The sequence below is a fragment of the Amycolatopsis sp. CA-128772 genome (assembly GCF_002904295.1).
In the GTDB taxonomy this organism is placed as follows: domain Bacteria; phylum Actinomycetota; class Actinomycetes; order Mycobacteriales; family Pseudonocardiaceae; genus Amycolatopsis.
The window spans coordinates 1-16,516 of the sequence record NZ_PPHG01000017.1 but is presented as its reverse complement, the minus strand read 5'-3'; the positions used below and the strand labels follow the sequence as shown (position 1 = coordinate 16,516).

Below are 16,516 nucleotides of genomic sequence, written 5' to 3'. Positions count from 1 at the left end.
CTTTCAGAGAGCGGCCAGGACGGCGTCGGCCGCGGCCGACGCGCCGCCCGCCGACTTGAAGCGGTCCGCCCACTCCTCGGCGCGCGCCGTGAACTCCTTCTCCTCCAGCACGCGACGCAGCTTCGCCACGATCGCGCCGGCGGAAATCGTCTCCTCGTACGACAGCACCAGCCCGCAACCGCTGTCGAGCACGCGGGCCGCGTGGTCGTGGCAGTCCATCCAGAACGGCTGGACCAGGCCCGGCTTGCCGAAGTAGATCCCCTCGTACGCACTGTTCCCGCCGCCGTGGTGGTAGTAGGCGCGCACGTGCGGGTGGGCCAGGACGTCGAACTGGGACGGGACCCAGTTCTCCAGCCGGACGTTCGGCGGCAGGCCGGCCGGCAGCATCGCGCGCTGGGCCTTCGGCAGCTTCCACAGCAGGTGGTGTTCCGGCCCGATCCGGCGCGCCGCTTCGGCGATCGCCGCGACCTGCGGGGCCGTAAGCCGCATGTGGGTGCCGAACGCCAGGTACACCAACGATTCGTGCTCGTCCAGCCAGGCCGACAGCGCCGGATCCGGCTCGACCGCCTCCGGCAGCGGCGGCACCACCGGGCCGACCATGCGCAGGTGCGAGGGCGCCGCGTCGAACGGGTACTCCATGCCGAACACCGAATACCCCAGGATCGCCTGGGCGCGGTCGGCGTAGCCGGACTGGCCCGCCGTGGCGTTCACGATCCCCGCTTCCCTGCGCGCCTTGGTGAACTGCACCGCCGGCACCTTCGTCAGCATGCCGTACAGCAGCCGCAGCCGGAACCCGAGGTTCGCCAGCTTCTGCCGCCCCGAAAGCTCGCGCGGCAGGCCCGTGTTCGGGCTCGGGTAGCTCAGCGGGAGCCGCTCGGCGAAGATCTCACTCACCGAGATCGGTACACTGTAGACATACGGGATGTCCCGGGCGATCGCCGCGTCCGTCGGGTACACACTGGACGAATCGATCACCATCAACGCCGGCTTCACCTCGTCGACCACGGCCAGCGCGCGCTCGTACATCGTCACCATGATGCTCGCGTCGGTGACGCCGGCGAGGTAGGCGACGACGTTCTGCGGCCGCGCGGTCAGGCTGCCCGGCTTCGCGGGCCGCGTCGACGCGGCGTAGAGGTCCGGGTCCCACTCGCCCGGCGGGCGTTCGAGCCGCTCCCCGAACGAAACGAACCGGACCGGGTTGCCGGCGGAGATCGCCTCGACGTCGGCGCGGCGGTCCTCAGTGGACGCGAAGTACAGGTCCGGCACGCCGCGGCGGGCGAGCTCCCCGGCGATGACGAGCAACGGGTTGATCATGCCGGCGTCGGCGATCGACGCGAACAGGATGGGCGCCACGGCCGTCACCAGCTCCCGGCGAGCATCAGCTCGCTGTACTTGTGCTCGTTCGACGCCTTCCGCAGGTCGGCCTCGACCATCATGCGCATCAGCTCCTCGAAGTCGACCGACTGCTTCCAGCCGAGCTCGGCCCGGGCCTTTTCCGGGTCGGCGCAGAGGGTTTCGACCTCCGCGGGCCGCACCAGCGCCGGGTCGACGACGACGTGGTCGCGCCAGTTCAGGTCCACCGCGTCGAAGGCTATCTGGACGGCGTCGCGGACCGAGTGCATCCGGCCGGTGCCGACTACGTAGTCAGTCGCCGTGTCCTGCTGCAGCATCAGGTGCATCGCGCGGACGTAGTCGCCGGCGAACCCCCAGTCGCGCACCGCGTCGAGGTTGCCGAGGTAGAGCTTGTCGCGCAGGCCGAGCTTGATCTCCGCCACCGCCATGGTGATCTTGCGGGTGACGAACTCGGCGCCGCGGCGCGGCGACTCGTGGTTGAACAGGATCCCGGACACGCCGAACATGCCGAAGGATTCGCGGTAGTTCTTGGTGATGAAGTGCCCGTAGGTCTTCGCGACGCCGTAGGGGCTGCGCGGGTGGAAGATGGTCTGCTCGTTCTGCGGGGTTTCGGCGACCTTGCCGTACATCTCCGACGACGACGCCTGGTAGAACCGGATTCCGCCGCCGGTCGGCCGCGACTTGTCCAGGCCGCAGACCATCCGGACCGCTTCGAGCACCCGCAGCACGCCCATGCCGTTCACCTCGGTGGTGAGTTCGGGCTGCTGCCACGACATCGGCACGAACGAGATGGCCGCCAGGTTGTACACCTCGTCCGGCTGCACGAAGTCCACCGCGGACACCAGGCTGACCTGGTCCATCAGGTCGCCTTCGACGAAGTGGAGGTCGGCGACCAGCCTGCTGATCCGCGACTTGCGCGGGTTCGCCTGGCCGCGGACCAGGCCCCACACCTGGTAGCCCTCGGCCAGCAGGTGCTCGGCCAGGTACGACCCGTCCTGCCCGGTGATGCCGGTGATCAACGCACGCTTCGCCATGAAGACGCCTTCCTTGCCACGTAACGAGTACAGCCCCCGCCGTGGCGTCGTCCGGCCGCCGTGCGAGCAGCTTCGGTGAACCCCTGCCGCCGCGAAAATCGCGCTGTGGGCGCCGCAACCCGGTGCCCGGCAACGACGTCCACGCTCGCGTCACACCGTTTCTTTGTCAATGAATCCGGCGCCAAGTCAGTGGCCCCGCGGCGAAACCCAGGGGGTACCTAGGGGCCCCAACCGGAAGAGCCGGGACCCGCACGGGGTCCCGGCTCTTCCGGTCGTCGTCAGCGCTGTGGCGGCACCGGCCTCAGTGGACGGCGCACCGGCGGCGCCGGTGCGCGGTGGTTGACCGCCACCGGCGGCCGGGGCCCGCCCGGCAGGCGCTCCTGCTGCTCCGGCACCCGCAGCTGCGGCTCCGACGCCAGGTCGCGCCGCCGGCTGACGCTCAGCTTGCGGTAGACGCGCGTCAGGTGCTGTTCCACCGTGCTCACGGTGATGTACAGCTGGCTGGCGATCTCGCGGTTGGTGTGCCCGCGCGCGGCGAGCCAGCCGACGCGCTGTTCGGCGTCGGTCAGCAGCTTGACGTCGGCGGGGGCGACCGCGCCGCGCAGCGAGACCACCACGTCCTCGTCGCCGCCGTCGAGGAACGTCTTCCGCAGCAGCTCCGCACCGCATTCCTTGGCCAGCGCCCGTGCGTCCCGGCCGGCCGTGCGGACCGTGGCGGCGTCGCCGCCCGCCCGGCTCAGCTCGGCGAGCGTCCGCGCCAGTTCCAGCTTGGCGCCGGACTTCTCGAGCACGTCCACCGCCTCCTGCATCAGCTTCGGCCGCCTCGCCGGGTCGGCCACGAGGGCCAGCGTCCGCAGCGTGATGCCCCGGGTGCGGTCGCCGCAGCCCGGGCCGAGTTTCGCCGCCTGCTCCTCGGCGAGCGCCCGCGCCTGCTCGCGGTCACCCAGCTTCAGGTAGACCTCCGCGGCGCTGGAGCGCCACGGCACCAGCGACGGCTGGTCCAGGTCCCAGCGGGCCATCTGCTCCCCGCAGGCGAGGAAGTCGTTCAGCGCCGTCGGCAGCCGGCCCGTCGCGAGGTAGTAGTGCCCGCGAGCGTGCAGGTAGTGCAGGCCGAACCGGGTCTCGCCGAGCGCGTCGGGCACCGGCTGGTTCAGCAGCTCCGCGGCCTCGTCGAACCGGCCCATCTCGGTGAGCGCGGCCAGCAGCGTGGCCAGCGGCGCGCCGACCCCGATACCCCACGCCTCCGGGGTCATTTTCGTCAGCGCGATCTTCGCGTTGCGGGCCGCGAGCGGCAGGTCGCCCTGCCGGAGGGCGACCTCCGCGCGCAGCTCGGCCAGCGACGCCTGCCAGGTCGGCGCCGGGCGGCCGGCGGCCTGCGCCACCAGGTGATCCGACCAGGTGGCCGCCTTGTCGAGCCGCTCGGCGTAGATCAGCACCGTCGCCGCGAACACCAGGTGCCGCAGGGTGATGTCGGTCATCCGGGTGCCTTCCAGCACCTGCTCGGCGTCGAGCACGGCGGCCTCGGACGGGCCCTCGCAGACCGCGCTGGTCAGCGCGTCGATCGCCTTGAGCTGCGAGTTCACCGCGAGGCCGAGCTGCGGGGCCGCGGTGCCGTCGGTGATCGAAGCGAGCATCGGCTCCACCAGGTGCAGCATCCCCGGCACCGAGCTGGCCAGCCACGACGACAGCGTCAGCAGCTCGCCGCGGGTGCGGCGGTCCCGGCAGTCGACCAGGTCGCCGAACGCGTTGGCGATCTCCACGGCCTCGTCGACCCGCCCGAACCAGAGCAGGAACTCGAAGATGCCGACGACCCGGATGCCGGGCAGGTGCCCGGCGCGGGTGGCGTGCACCAGCTCCGGCAGCCGGCGCATCGCCTTCGCCGGCGTGGTCCGCCATTCGATGTCGGCCAGCGACGCCTTGGCGATGGCCCGGTCGCGGTCGTCGGTGCAGCAGCGGCTGGCCAGCGCGATGCAGGCGCGGGCCAGCTCGACGTCGTCCTCGAGCAGCGCCGCCTCCGACGCCTCGGACAGCAGGTGCTCGGTCCACGGTTCGCCGACGTTGCCCGCCACCACGTGAGCGGCGATGGCGGTCGGCCGGGCGCCCTGGTCGAACAGCAGGCGGGCGGCCTGGCCGTGCAGCGCGGACCGGACGGCGGGATCGAGCTCCTCGAGCACCGCGATGCGGGCTTCGGCGTGCCGGAACCGGTGCCCGGCGAGGACACCGGCCGACTCCAGCGCCCGGCGCACCGGCTCGGTGGTGGCCGGCGCGAAGGAGACCATGCCGCCGGCCAGCGAGATCTGCGACTGCTCGTCGTCGCCGAGGACGGCGAGCGCCCGGGCGAGCTCGAGCGCCCGCGGCTCGCTGGAGTGCAGGCAGCTGAGCACGGCGTGCCGGTAGGCGGCCCCGGCGACGACCTCGCCCGTGCCCGCCGCCCGGATGTCGTGCACCAGCGCCGTGGCCAGCAGCGGGTTGCCGCCGCTGACCGCGAAGCACTCGGCGGCCAGGGCGTGCGCCTTGACCTCGTCGAGCTTGCCGGCCAGCAGGACGCCGACACCGTTGCGGGACAACGGCGCCAGCCGCAGCTGGCGGCAGTGCGGGCGCCGCATCAGGTCGACGTGGCGCACCGGGCGCCGCTCGCCCGGATCCGCCCGCTCGGCCAGCAGCACGAGCACCCGGGCGGGCCGGATGCGCCGGGCCATGTGCTGCAGGAACTGCAGCGACGCGGGATCGGCGTGGTGGGCGTCATCGACGCAGATCACCAGCGGGCTCTCGGCCGACCAGCCGATGACCGCGCTGGAAAGGCGGTGCAGGAACCGGCTGTCCAGCAGCGTCGCGTCGGCCTCGGCGTCCTCCACGTACGCCGAAACCTGCTCCGCGATGTCCGCCCGGACACCCGGTGTGTGGACCAGCTGCGAAACGACGCCGAGGCCGACGGCGGTTTCCGACCGGGCGCCGGAGGCGGACAGCACGACCGCGCCGGTCCCGGCGGCCTGCCGGCCGAACGCCTCCAGCAGCGCGGTCTTGCCGCTGGCGACCGGGCCGAGGATCAGGCCGACACCGCCGGCCCCGGAGTGGGTGTCGGCGAGCATCTGACTCAGTGTCGCCGTTTCGAAATCACGTTCGATGAGCATGGCGGGAACTGCCCCCAGAAATTCGTTGCGTGTTGGATTCGTCTGATCCACGCCCGCGTTGCGGCCACCCCAGACGGGCCCAACGCGGATTTTCCCGTGAATCACCAGCACAGCAGCGCGCAGCGGGCAAATGCCGCCGCGAGCAATGCTTCACGGTCGATCAGCCCGGCAGACCGCTCCCCGACGAGTGCCCGGTGATGACAAAGTCCCGACGACTCGCGCACGAGCCGGCGTCGAAGTGTTATTCGGCGTCCGTTATGACGGACCGCGGTAAACGTTCATCGGACAACCTTTCCCCAGACCCCAGATCCCCGCGGTTCACGGTTGGACGATTACTGCCCTGATCGCCCGGTTCGCCGCGAGGAGATAACGATCAGAAGCTACCACCTGCCCCTACGTGCCGCAACGAACCCCGATGGGGGGACACACGACGAAAGGATGTCCGATTGGTCCCGTTCCGCTCAGGCGGGCACCGGCCCCCGGGCAGCGGGCGCAAGCTGCGGGAACCCGCACTCCACTCACGGTCGAAGCCACTGCTCGCGCACTCGGGCATTCGAGTGAATGAAGTAGGGGCACTTTGCCGTCGGGTAACGATTACCCCTTCGGAACCCGCACTTTTTCCGGCGTCGCCGAATAAGCTCCGGGAAACACAATGTGAACGAAATCCGGTTCCGCGTCAGACCCGGGCGGGCACGCGCCCTTCCTTCGAGAAGTACCCGCGGACCCGCTTCGTGCACAGCAGCAGGAACAGCACGAGCAGCACCAGCGCCTGCCCGGCCTGACCGGCCCGCATCCAGTCCGGGAATTCGGCGGCGACGACGAGGTAGACCAGGCCGGCCAGCCCGAGCACGGTGATCACCACCAGCCGTACGTAGGTGCGGCGGCGGCCGAGCTTGAGCCGGCCCGCCAGCCGGACGTAGATGATCGCGATGACCAGCACGGACACCGGCCGGATCCACAGCACGCTCTCCAGCGAGGCGCGCGTCCCGGCCCGGTCGGCCGGGTTCGCCTGCCCGGTCGATTCCCAGTGCAGCACCTGGTAGTCGAGGATGCCGTCCTTGTGCAGGAAGGTGAGCACCGCGAAGGCGACGCTGACCAGCAGGTTCAGGTAGAGCAGGGCGATGACCGGCCGCAGCGCGCGGTCGGACGTGGTCGAGGTGGCCATGGTTCCCCAGTTCAGTCGTGTGCGGTGGCCCGTTCGACGATGGCGACGAGCTCGGCCGCGTAGGCGTCGACGTCCGTCTCGGGACGCCGGATCAGTTCGGTGTGGACGCCGTCGATGGCCTGGCGGACGGTGATCGCCATGACGCGCGGGTCGAACCGGCCGAAGTCGCCGGTGCGCTGCCCCTCGCGCAGGCAGGATTCCAGGACGTCGACGGCGCCGTGGTACCAGTCGTCGTTGCCCGCGGCGGCGGCACCGCCACCACCGTGGCGCAGGCAGTCGAGCAGCGCGGTGAGTTCGACCGGGTGCTCGGCGACGAACGCCAGGTTCGACTCGATGTAGGCCCGCAGCTCCGCCGCCGGCCCCGCCACCGCATCGATCCGCTCCCGCATGTAGGCGAGGCTCGTGGCCAGCACGTCCCGCACGACTTCGGCGATCAGGTCGGCCTTGCCGTCGAAGTGGTAGGAGATCATGCCGGTGCTGCTCAGCCCGGCACGTTTCGCGATCTGCCCGAACGAAGCCTTCGCATACCCCAGTTCACCGATGGTCTCGATCGCCGCGCGGACGATCTGCGCCCGCCGTGCGTTCTCGGTGAACGTTTTTGCTTGCATGAGCAAAAAGTAGCACGGCTGAGCAAACAATCGCCAGAATGCGGTCTTTCCGCAACGAGGGGGTTGCGGTATGTGTCGATCACGGGCACGAAGAAGGCCACCCCGGGCTTCCGGGGTGGCCTTCGAAGGGTGAGGGGTCAGCTGTCGACCGGCCGCGCGGCCCCACCCACGCGAACCTGCCGGGCACGCCGGTATCCGAACCGGCCCGGCCCGCCGCGAACCCGCCCGCCGCGGAGCCGACCGGGCTAGCCGTCCACCTGCCGCGCCGTCGCCATCGCGCGGTCGGTCTCCCAGAACGCCCGCACCGACCGGATCAGCCCGTCCTCGCCCACGCGGTAGACGAACACCCCGTCCGTGTCCACCCGGTAGCCGCCGGGCAGGAACGTCGTGATCGTGCCGACGTTGGCCACCTCGTCGCCGCCCGCGTGGGAGTCGCGGATGGTGAACTCGAAGCGCTCGACGTTCGCGATCGTCTTGTCCCAGAACGCGCCGATCCCCTCGCGGCCGTGGTGGCCCTTGCCCGCCTCGTCGAAGAACGACGGGCCGACCGGGTCCTCGACCACCGCGTCCGGGGCGAACAGCGCGAGCCAGCCCTCCTTGTCGCCCGCCGTCACCGCCGTCATCGACGCGAGCGCCGCGCGCCGCGCCGGCGGCTGCTCCGCCGCCGTGTCCCAGCTGACCTGCACGCCCACGGCACTCACTCCTCGAACTTCGCGATGATCTCGGCCCCGAACCTGCGGATCGCGTCGAGCTTCGGCTCGATGGGCGCGTCGAAGCCGACGCCGTCGAACACCCACGGCATGGTGATCACGTCGGTGACGCCCACCTCGGCCTGCTCGCGGTAGCCGTCGAGACCGAACTTGTCGATGCAGACGGCCTGGTATTCGAACGGGACGTCGGCGCGGCCCTGCTCGGCCAGCAGCTCCTTGATCCGCGCGATCGTGTCGCGCAGTTCTTCGAGCTTCATCATCGCCGACGACCAGCCGTCGGCGACCCGGGCGGCGCGCTTCAGCGCGACTTCGGTGTGGCCGCCGATGTAGAACGGCACCCGCGAGGGCGGCGCCGGGCTCATCTGGATCTTGTCGAAGTCGTAGAACTCGCCGTGGTACTCGACCATCCCGCCGTCGAGGAGCAGCCGCAGCACGTCGACGGCCTCGTCGACGCGCTTGCCGCGCCGCTCGAACGGGACGCCGCAGTACTCGAACTCCTGCGGCAGCCAGCCGACGCCGAGCCCGAGGCCGAACCGGCCGCCGGTGAGCACCGCCGCCGAACCGACCTGGCGGGCCAGCAGCACCGGGTTGCGCGAGCCGAGTTTCAGCACCGACGTGTAGAAACGGATCCGGCTGGTCACCGCGCCCATCGACGCCGTGGCGACGAGCGGGTCCACCCAGGGCGTTTCCCCGGTCCAGAACCGGCTGCCGTCGGGGGTGTACGGGTAGTCCGTGTCCACCGTCTCGGCGTAGAAGAGCGAGTCGGGCAGGGCAATGGAGGCGAAGCTGGCCTCTTCGGCGGCCCGGGCGAGCTCGCCCAGCTGATCGAGCGGGTTCATCGCGATCGACAGGGTGAACTTCATGCGTTGAACTATAACGTGTTCTAGTTTGCTCGGCCAGGTCCCGCGGTGGGCCCGGTCACTCGCCGGGAACCCACCGCGTAGCGTCCGCGTTGTCCGTTTCAAAGGTGACCACCGGTCACCGAGCCCCGAACTTCTGGGAGTGGTCCATGGGCACCGCGATCTTCCTGATCGTGCTCGTCGTCGTGATCGTCGGTGGCGGCCTCTATTTCTCGCGGCAGCGCGCCGCGGCCCGGCAGCGGGAGCTCGACGACGCCAAGGCCGACGCCCGGCGCCTGGTCGAGCGGCTCGGCGGCCAGGTGCTCAACCTCAACGGCACGGACACCGCGTCGCAGCAGGCGATGGCCGACGCCGCCGAGCGCTACAACGCGGCCGGTTCGCAGATGGAGCAGGCTCGCACCATCGAGCAGGCCCGGCTGGTGAAGGACACCGCCGTCGAGGGCCTCTACTACGTCCGCGCCGCGCGCGTCGCGATGGGCATGGACCCGGGTCCGCAGCTGCCGGAAGAGGCCGAGCGCGAGCGCGCCGGCAAGGTCACCGAGCGCCGGGACGTCGACGTCGAGGGCCAGCACTACGCCGCCTCTCCCGACGCCGGCCAGGACACGCCGTACTACTACCCCGGCGGCCGCGTCGCGGGCCGTCCGGTGCCGCAGGGCTGGTACAGCGAGCCGTGGTGGAAGCCCGCGCTCGTCGCCGGCGCCTGGGGCCTCGGGTCGATGTTCCTGTTCAGCGCGATGTTCTCCGGCATGGGCGGCATCGCGAGCGCCTCGGCCTGGGAGTCCGGCTACGACGCGGGCCAGCAGGACGCGCTCGAGTCCGGCGACATGGGCGGCGACGGCGGCGGTGACGCCGGCGGCGACGGCGGAGGCGACTTCGGCGGAGACGGCGGCGGTGACTGGGGCGGCGGCGGCTTCGACGGCGGCGGGTTCGACGGCGGAGGCTTCGACGGCGGCGGTTTCGACTTCTGACGCCTGGCTTCATGCGCCCCAATGTGGCGTTCGGTGCGTTGGACGCACCGAACGCCACATTGGGTGCGTCCGATGCACCCGACGCCACATTGGGGCGTGCGGGATCAAGCCGTCTGGCAGCGCGGGCACCAGTACAGGTTGCGCCCGGCCAGTTCCGAGTGCGCCACCGGCGTCCCGCACACCAGGCACGGCTCGCCGGCCCGCCGGTAGACGTAGACCTCGCCGCCGTGGCGATCCACCCGGGCGGCGCGGCCCATCGCCTCCGGCAGGTGCTCCGGGCGGACGGTGTCGATGCGGCCGACGCGGACGCCGTCGCGCATCAGGGTCACCAGGTCGGCCCAGATGTCGTCCCAGAGCGCACGATCGAGTGACCGTCCCGGCGTCATCGGCGCGACGCCGTGGCGGAACAGCACTTCGGCGCGGTAAACGTTGCCCACGCCGGCCAGGACGGCCTGATCCATCAGCAACGCCGCGATCGACGTCCTGGACCGCGAAATGCGGGCCCACGCCAGCTCCGGTTTCGCGTCGCGGCGCAGCGGGTCGGGCCCGAGCCGGGCCTTGATCGCGTCGGCCTGCTCCGGAGCCAGCAGCTCGCACCGCGTCGGCCCGCGCAGGTCAGTCCAATGTGTCCGGCCGGCCAGCCGCAGCCGGACCTGGCCGACCGGCTCGGGCGCGGGCAGCGGGGCTTCGCCGAAGGTCCCGTAGAGGCCCAGGTGGATGTGCACGACGCCGTGCGGGCCGTAGTCGTGGAACAGGTGCTTGCCGTGCGCCTCGGCCCCGACGAACACCTGACCGTCCAAACGGGACGCTTCGGCGGCGAACCGGCCCTGCGGGCTGCGTACCTCGACCGGGGCGCCGGCGTACCGGCGCTTGTGCAGCCGCGCGAGCCGGTGGAGCGTGTGCCCCTCGGGCATCAGGCCTCCGGCAACGCCGGCGGGGTCCCGGTGCGCTCGTAGTCGAGCAGCTGCTGCACGCGGCGGGCGTGCCGCTCCTCCGGCGAGACCTCGGTCGCCAGGAACGCCTCGACGATCTCGACGGCCTCCTCGGCGGAGTGCATCCGCGCGCCGACGCCGATCAGCTGGGCGTGGTTGTGCTCCCGGCACAGCTTCGCGGTCTCGACGCTCCAGGCCAGCCCGGCGCGCGCGCCGGGGACCTTGTTGGCGGCGATCTGCTCGCCGTTGCCGGAGCCGCCGACGACGATGCCGCGGCTGCCCTCGTCGGCCACCACGCGCAGCGCCGTCTCGACGCAGAACGCCGGGTAGTCGTCGGCCGCGTCGTAGACGTGCGGACCGATGTCGGTCACCTCGTGGCCCTGCTTCTCCAGGTGAGCCACCAGGTGGTTCTTCAGCTCGAAACCGGCGTGGTCGGATCCCAAGTAGACGCGCACGGCCAGGAGTCTGCCACCAGGGCCGATATCGGGCATGCTCCGGGGGTGGGGATCTGGGAGCAGACCGGCAGCGACGTGCGGCTCGACTGGGGCGCCGAAGGCGTCGCCGCCCTCGGTCGCGAATGCGCGGTCCTGGTGGTCGTCGACGTGCTTTCCTTCAGTACCACCACGGATCTGGTGGTCGGCCGCGGCGGGCGCGTGCTGCCCGTCCGGTGGCGCGACGAACGCGGGGTCGCCCGGGCACGGGCGGCCGGGGCGGTCATCGCGGGCGAGGGCGAATTCACCCTCCGGCCGTCTTCTGTGACGGACATCCCTCCGGGGACCTTGCTCGCGCTCCCCTCGCCCAACGGCGCGACGCTGTGCGAGGCCGCCGCGGCGACCGGCGCGCACGTGCTCGCGGGCTGTCTGCGCAACGCCTCCGCCGTCGCCGCGAAGGCCGTGTCGCTGGGTGGCCCGATCGGGTTGATCGCGGCGGGGGAACGCTGGGGGGTGAACGTTTTCGGTGACGGCGAAACGTTCGGCCCGCTGCGGCCGTGCGTCGAGGACCAGGTGGGCGCCGGGGCGATCGCCGCCGCGCTGGCCGGTTACGGTCTTTCGGTGTCCGCCGAAGCCGCTCTCGCCGCCCGGTCCGTCGACGCCGAGGCGCTGGTGAACTGCGTGTCCGGGCGCGAACTGGCCGAATCGGGCCACGGCGGCGACGTCGCATGGGCCGCGCGGATCGACGTGAGCGACGCCGCTCCCGTCCTGACCGAAGGAGTACTGGCATGACCGGCCGCTGGATCGAGGTCGCCGACGGCGTCCACGCCCGCCGCTACGAGGAGCTGGACCTGACCGTCGGGCTGGCGGTGGGCGCCGAGCGGTGCCTGGTCGTCGACACCCGCGGCGACCTCGAACAGGGCGCCGAGCTGGCCGCCGCCGTCCGGGAGATCACACCCCTGCCCTGGGCCGTCGTCTACACGCACGCGCACTTCGACCACGCCTGGGGCACCGAGGCGTTCCTGCCCTGCGAGGTCTGGGCGCACGAGCGCTGCGCCGCCGAGCTGAGCGCGGATCCCGACGCTCGCCGCGCCACCTGGGAGGCCCACTACCGCAAGGAGGGCAAGCCGGAGATCGCCGACGCGATTTCCCGCACGACCATCACCGGCCCGGACCACACGTTCACCGACCGCGTGGAGCTCGACCTGGGCGGCCGCACGGCGGTCCTGCTGCACCCCGGCCGGGCGCACACCGACCACGACGTGGTGGTGCACGTCCCGGACGCGGCGGTGGTCTTCGCCGGCGACGTCGTCGAGCACGCCGAAGCCGGGTTCAGCGAGTTCTCGTTCAGCGACGAGACCGACCTGACCGCCTGGCCGGACGCGCTCGACGCGATCCTCGCGCTGGAGCCGCGCGTCGTCGTGCCCGGCCACGGCGATCCGGTCGGCACGGAGTTCGTCCGCTACCACCGCGACGGCCTGCACGAGCTGATCACGCTCAAGGCCGGCGTGGGCCGCGGCGAGACGACCGAGGTGGCGGCCGTGGCGGCGGCGCGCTACCCCAGCGACGTCACCCTGGCCGCCCTCGCGACCCCCTAGTCGAAGTTGAGCTCACCCGACCGGGTGCGCTTGAGCTCGAAGAAGTCCGGGTAGCTCGACAGCGCGACCGCGCCGTCGAACACCTTCAGCGCGTCCTCGCCCCGCGGGATCGAGGTCAGGACCGGGCCGAAGAACGCGACACCGTCGATGTGGATCGTCGGCGTACCGACGTCCATGCCGACCGGGTCCATGCCTTCGTGGTGGCTCTTCTTCAGTGCTTCGTCGTACTCGGTCGAGTGCGCGGCCTCGGCCAGCTCGGCCGGCGCGCCGATCGCGGCCAGGGCCTCCTTGATGACGACGTCGTAGTCCTTGGTGCCCTGGTTGTGGTACCGGGTGCCGAACTCGGTGTAGTAGTCGCGCAGCACCTCTTCGCCCTTGAGCTGCGACAGCGCCACGGCCACCCGGACCGGGCCCCAGCCCTTCGCCAGCAGCTCCTTGTACTGCTCGGGCAGCTCGTCCCGGCCTTCGTTGAGCACCGACAGGCTCATGATCCGGAAGTGCAGGTCCAGGTTGCGGTGCTTCTCCACCTCCAGGATCCAGCGGGAGGTGATCCACGCGAACGGGCAGATCGGGTCGAAGTAGAAATCGACCTTGGTGGGCTGCTCGGCAGCGGTCATCTGGGTACTCCAAAGTCACGTCTCGATGTGGGCGGACCCCCACGTAGCGGCCCAACACCTCGGAACGCGGGCTTGTTCCCTTATCGCCTGCCACCCCGTCCCCATGATTGGATGCGAGGAGTTGAAAACCGATACCAACGACCAGAGGTGCCTGTGCCCGCCCCCAACCTGACCCGTGACCAAGCCAAGCTGCGCGCGGATCTGCTCGACGTGACCGGCTACGACATCGAGCTCGATCTCACCGACGGCCACGGCGGTCCCGGGGAGAAGACCTTCGCGTCGACGACGACCGTCCGGTTCTCCAGCGCCCGGGCCGGCGAAAACACGTGGGTCGACATCGTCGCCGACCGCGTGCACTCGGCCACCTTGAACGGCGCGGACGTGGACGTCAGCGCCTACGTCGAGGACAAGGGCATCGCGCTCGCCGGGCTCGCCGAGTCGAACGAGCTCACGGTGACCGCCGACTGCCGGTATATGAACACCGGCGAAGGCCTGCACCGGTTCGTCGACCCGGTCGACGACGGCGTCTACCTGTACACGCAGTTCGAAACGGCCGACGCCAAGCGCATGTTCGCCTGCTTCGACCAGCCCGACCTGAAGTCGGTCTACCGGCTCACGGTCGTCGCGCCGAGGGACTGGAAGGTGGTCTCCAACGCCATCGCCGAGTCCACCGAAGAGACGCCCGAAGGCGCCGTCCGCACGGTGTTCAAGGAGTCCGAGCGGATCTCCACCTACCTCGTCGCGCTGGTCGCCGGCCCGTTCGCCGAGTGGCGTGACGAGTACACCGACGACCACAAGACCATCCCGCTCGGCGTCTACTGCCGCGCGTCGCTGGCCGAGCACATGGACGCCGACCGGCTGTTCACCGAGACCAAGCAGGGCTTCGGCTTCTACCACGAGAAGTTCGGCACGCCCTACCCGTTCTCCAAGTACGACCAGCTGTTCGTGCCGGAGTTCAACGCGGGCGCGATGGAGAACGCCGGCGCGGTGACGTTCCTGGAGGACTACGTCTTCCGCAGCCGCGTCACCCGCTACGCCTACGAGCGGCGCGCCGAGACGCTGCTGCACGAGATGGCGCACATGTGGTTCGGCGACCTGGTCACCATGCGCTGGTGGGACGACCTGTGGCTGAACGAGTCGTTCGCGACCTTCGCCAGCGTGCTGGCCCAGGCCGAGGCCACCGAGTACAAGAACGCGTGGACCAGCTTCGCGAACATCGAGAAGTCGTGGGCGTACCGCCAGGACCAGCTGCCCTCGACGCACCCGATCGCGGCCGACATCGTCGACCTGCACGCGGTCGAGGTCAACTTCGACGGCATCACCTACGCCAAGGGCGCGAGCGTGCTCAAGCAGCTCGTCGCCTACGTCGGGCTGGACCACTTCCTCGACGGCCTGAAGGTGTACTTCGGCAAGCACGCCTGGGGCAACGCGACCCTGGCCGACCTGCTGGGTGCGCTGGAAGAGGCGTCCGGGCGCGACTTGTCGTGGTGGAGCGCGCAGTGGCTGGAGACCACCGGGCTGAACTCGCTGAGCCCGCGCTACGAGGTCGGCGCGGACGGCAAGTTCACGTCCTTCGCCGTCGTGCAGTCCGGCGCCAAGCCGGGCGCCGGTGAGCTGCGCACCCACCGGGTCGCGGTCGGCGTCTACGACGAGGACGCCAACGGGAAGATCGTCCGGACCCAGCGCGTCGAGCTGGACGTCGACGGCGAGCGCACCGAGGTGCCGGACCTGGTCGGCCACCCCGCGGGCAAGCTGGTCCTGGTCAACGACGACGACCTGACGTACTGCACGATGCGCCTCGACCCGGCGTCGCTGACCACGCTGATCGACCGCATCGCCGACATCACCGAGCCGCTCCCGCGCACCCTGTGCTGGTCGGCGGCGTGGGAGATGACCCGCGAGGCGGAGCTGAAGGCCCGCGACTTCGTCACGCTGGTCCAGCGCGGCATCCACACGGAGACCGAGGTCGGTGTGGTCCAGCGGCTGCTGCTGCAGGCCCAGACGGCGCTGAACTCCTACGCGGAGCAGGAGTGGGCGGCCTCGCGCGGCTGGCCGACGTTCACCGCGCGGCTGCTGGAGCTGGTGCGCAACGCCGAGCCGGGGTCGGACCACCAGCTGGCGTTCGTGAACTCCCTGGCCGGCTCGGTGCTGGACGACGCCACTCTGTCGGTTCTGTCCGGCTGGCTGGACGGATCGGCGCCGCTCGAAGGCCTGACGGTGGACACGGACCTGCGCTGGCGCCTGCTGCACGCGCTGGTGGCGCACGGCAAGGCGGCGGCACCGGAGATCGAAGCGGAGCTGTCCCGCGACAACACGGCCACGGGCCGCCGCCAGGCGGAGCGCGCCCGCGCCCTGCGCCCGACGGCGGAGGCCAAGGCCGACGCGTGGGAGCGCGCGGTGTACGACGACGAGCTCCCCAACGCGGTGAGCGACTCGCTCATCTCGGGCTTCTCCCACCCGGGCCAGAAGTCGTTGCTGGGCGCGTACGTGGCCCGGTACTTCGAGGTGATCGACGAGGTCTGGCAGCGACGCTCGAGCGAGCGCGCCCAGCCGATGGCCATCGGCCTGTACCCGTCATGGGCGGTGGCCCCGGAGACGGTGACGGCCTCGGACGAGTGGCTGGCGGGCGAGCACCCGCAGGCGTTGCGCCGGCTGGTGTCGGAGGGCCGGGCGGGGATTCTGCGCGCATTGGCGGCGCGGGACTTCGACGCGCAGGCGTGAGGTCTTGAGGTCTTGAGGACGGCGGGTCGCGCTTCGGCGCGGCCCGCCGTTCTGTCGTTTGTTGCCTTTGGTGGGCTCGGCGAAGGTTTTGTTGTCGGGCCTCGGCCTCGGCCTCGGGCCTCGGCCTCGGCTGAGGGAACCTTTTCGGGGGCCGACGATCAGCGGCGCTGGAGCGGCTCGGCCCGCCTGCCGGGCCCGGCTCGCCGTTCGGCCCAGCTCCCGGGCTGCGGCTGACCGGCTCGGCCCGCCCTGCCGGGCCGCGGCTCACCGGCCCGGCACCGCCCATCGGCATAGCTCGCTCCCGATCAGGACCGCCTCACCCGACCGCCGCTCGCCGGCTCGGTCAGGCCCCAGAGGGTCCCTCACCGACACAGCCCGCCCCGAACAC

14 protein-coding genes are annotated in these 16,516 nt (G+C 71.2%); 4 read left to right on the top strand and 10 right to left on the bottom strand.

Features of this window, described 5'->3' with window-relative positions:
* Positions 1–3 precede the first annotated feature (3 nt).
* The 7 genes from C2L59_RS06790 to C2L59_RS06760 all read right to left on the bottom strand — a co-directional run bounded on the left by C2L59_RS06790 (position 4) and on the right by C2L59_RS06760 (position 8,864).
* Positions 4–1,353, bottom strand: a complete 1,350-nt coding sequence (locus C2L59_RS06790; RefSeq protein ID WP_146060271.1) for a glycosyltransferase — start codon at positions 1,351–1,353, stop codon at positions 4–6.
* Positions 1,354–1,358: 5 nt separating this feature from the next.
* Positions 1,359–2,387, bottom strand: a complete 1,029-nt coding sequence (locus tag C2L59_RS06785; RefSeq protein WP_103348656.1) for a GDP-mannose 4,6-dehydratase — start codon at positions 2,385–2,387, stop codon at positions 1,359–1,361.
* A gap of 278 nt (positions 2,388–2,665) precedes the next feature.
* Complete coding sequence (locus tag C2L59_RS06780; protein WP_103348655.1) at positions 2,666–5,518, bottom strand: LuxR family transcriptional regulator; 2,853 nt, start codon at positions 5,516–5,518, stop codon at positions 2,666–2,668.
* 676 nt (positions 5,519–6,194) lie between these two features.
* Entirely contained in the window at positions 6,195–6,683 is a 489-nt protein-coding gene (locus C2L59_RS06775) for a hypothetical protein (RefSeq protein WP_103348654.1), read from the bottom strand.
* Positions 6,684–6,694: 11 nt separating this feature from the next.
* Positions 6,695–7,291 carry a TetR/AcrR family transcriptional regulator gene (locus C2L59_RS06770; RefSeq protein ID WP_103348653.1) on the bottom strand — a complete coding sequence of 199 codons (597 nt, stop codon included), beginning with the start codon at positions 7,289–7,291 and terminating at the stop codon, positions 6,695–6,697.
* Between the two features lie 245 nt (positions 7,292–7,536).
* Entirely contained in the window at positions 7,537–7,983 is a 447-nt protein-coding gene (locus tag C2L59_RS06765; protein WP_103348652.1) for a nuclear transport factor 2 family protein, read from the bottom strand.
* Positions 7,984–7,988: 5 nt separating this feature from the next.
* Positions 7,989–8,864, bottom strand: coding sequence for a TIGR03619 family F420-dependent LLM class oxidoreductase (locus C2L59_RS06760; RefSeq protein WP_103348651.1), 876 nt, complete (start codon positions 8,862–8,864; stop codon positions 7,989–7,991).
* A gap of 146 nt (positions 8,865–9,010) precedes the next feature.
* Between C2L59_RS06760 and C2L59_RS06755 the strand changes: the two genes are divergently transcribed.
* On the top strand, positions 9,011–9,829 hold the full coding sequence (locus C2L59_RS06755) for a hypothetical protein (RefSeq protein WP_103348650.1): 819 nt from the start codon (positions 9,011–9,013) through the stop codon (positions 9,827–9,829).
* Positions 9,830–9,933: 104 nt separating this feature from the next.
* Here the strand turns inward: C2L59_RS06755 and C2L59_RS06750 are convergent, their stop codons facing one another.
* Both C2L59_RS06750 and C2L59_RS06745 read right to left on the bottom strand, forming a co-directional pair.
* Entirely contained in the window at positions 9,934–10,743 is an 810-nt protein-coding gene (locus tag C2L59_RS06750; RefSeq protein WP_103348649.1) for an Fpg/Nei family DNA glycosylase, read from the bottom strand.
* Positions 10,743–11,216: a ribose-5-phosphate isomerase gene (locus C2L59_RS06745; RefSeq protein ID WP_103348648.1), complete on the bottom strand. Its 474-nt coding sequence runs from the start codon at positions 11,214–11,216 to the stop codon at positions 10,743–10,745. The genes C2L59_RS06750 and C2L59_RS06745 overlap by 1 nt, the downstream gene beginning before the upstream one ends.
* A gap of 45 nt (positions 11,217–11,261) precedes the next feature.
* Between C2L59_RS06745 and C2L59_RS06740 the strand changes: the two genes are divergently transcribed.
* The gene (locus C2L59_RS06740) at positions 11,262–11,984 is read left to right on the top strand and encodes a 2-phosphosulfolactate phosphatase (RefSeq protein ID WP_370444719.1); all 723 of its coding nucleotides are present in this window, start codon (positions 11,262–11,264) and stop codon (positions 11,982–11,984) included.
* Positions 11,981–12,790, top strand: a complete 810-nt coding sequence (locus C2L59_RS06735; RefSeq protein ID WP_103348647.1) for an MBL fold metallo-hydrolase — start codon at positions 11,981–11,983, stop codon at positions 12,788–12,790. The genes C2L59_RS06740 and C2L59_RS06735 overlap by 4 nt, the downstream gene beginning before the upstream one ends.
* Here the strand turns inward: C2L59_RS06735 and C2L59_RS06730 are convergent.
* Complete coding sequence (locus C2L59_RS06730; protein WP_103348646.1) at positions 12,787–13,407, bottom strand: DsbA family protein; 621 nt, start codon at positions 13,405–13,407, stop codon at positions 12,787–12,789. The genes C2L59_RS06735 and C2L59_RS06730 overlap by 4 nt on opposite strands.
* Positions 13,408–13,560: 153 nt before the next feature.
* Here C2L59_RS06730 and pepN point away from each other — a divergent pair, with 153 nt between their 5' ends.
* Positions 13,561–16,128, top strand: coding sequence for an aminopeptidase N (gene pepN, locus C2L59_RS06725; RefSeq protein ID WP_103348645.1), 2,568 nt, complete (start codon positions 13,561–13,563; stop codon positions 16,126–16,128).
* Positions 16,129–16,516 lie beyond the last annotated feature (388 nt).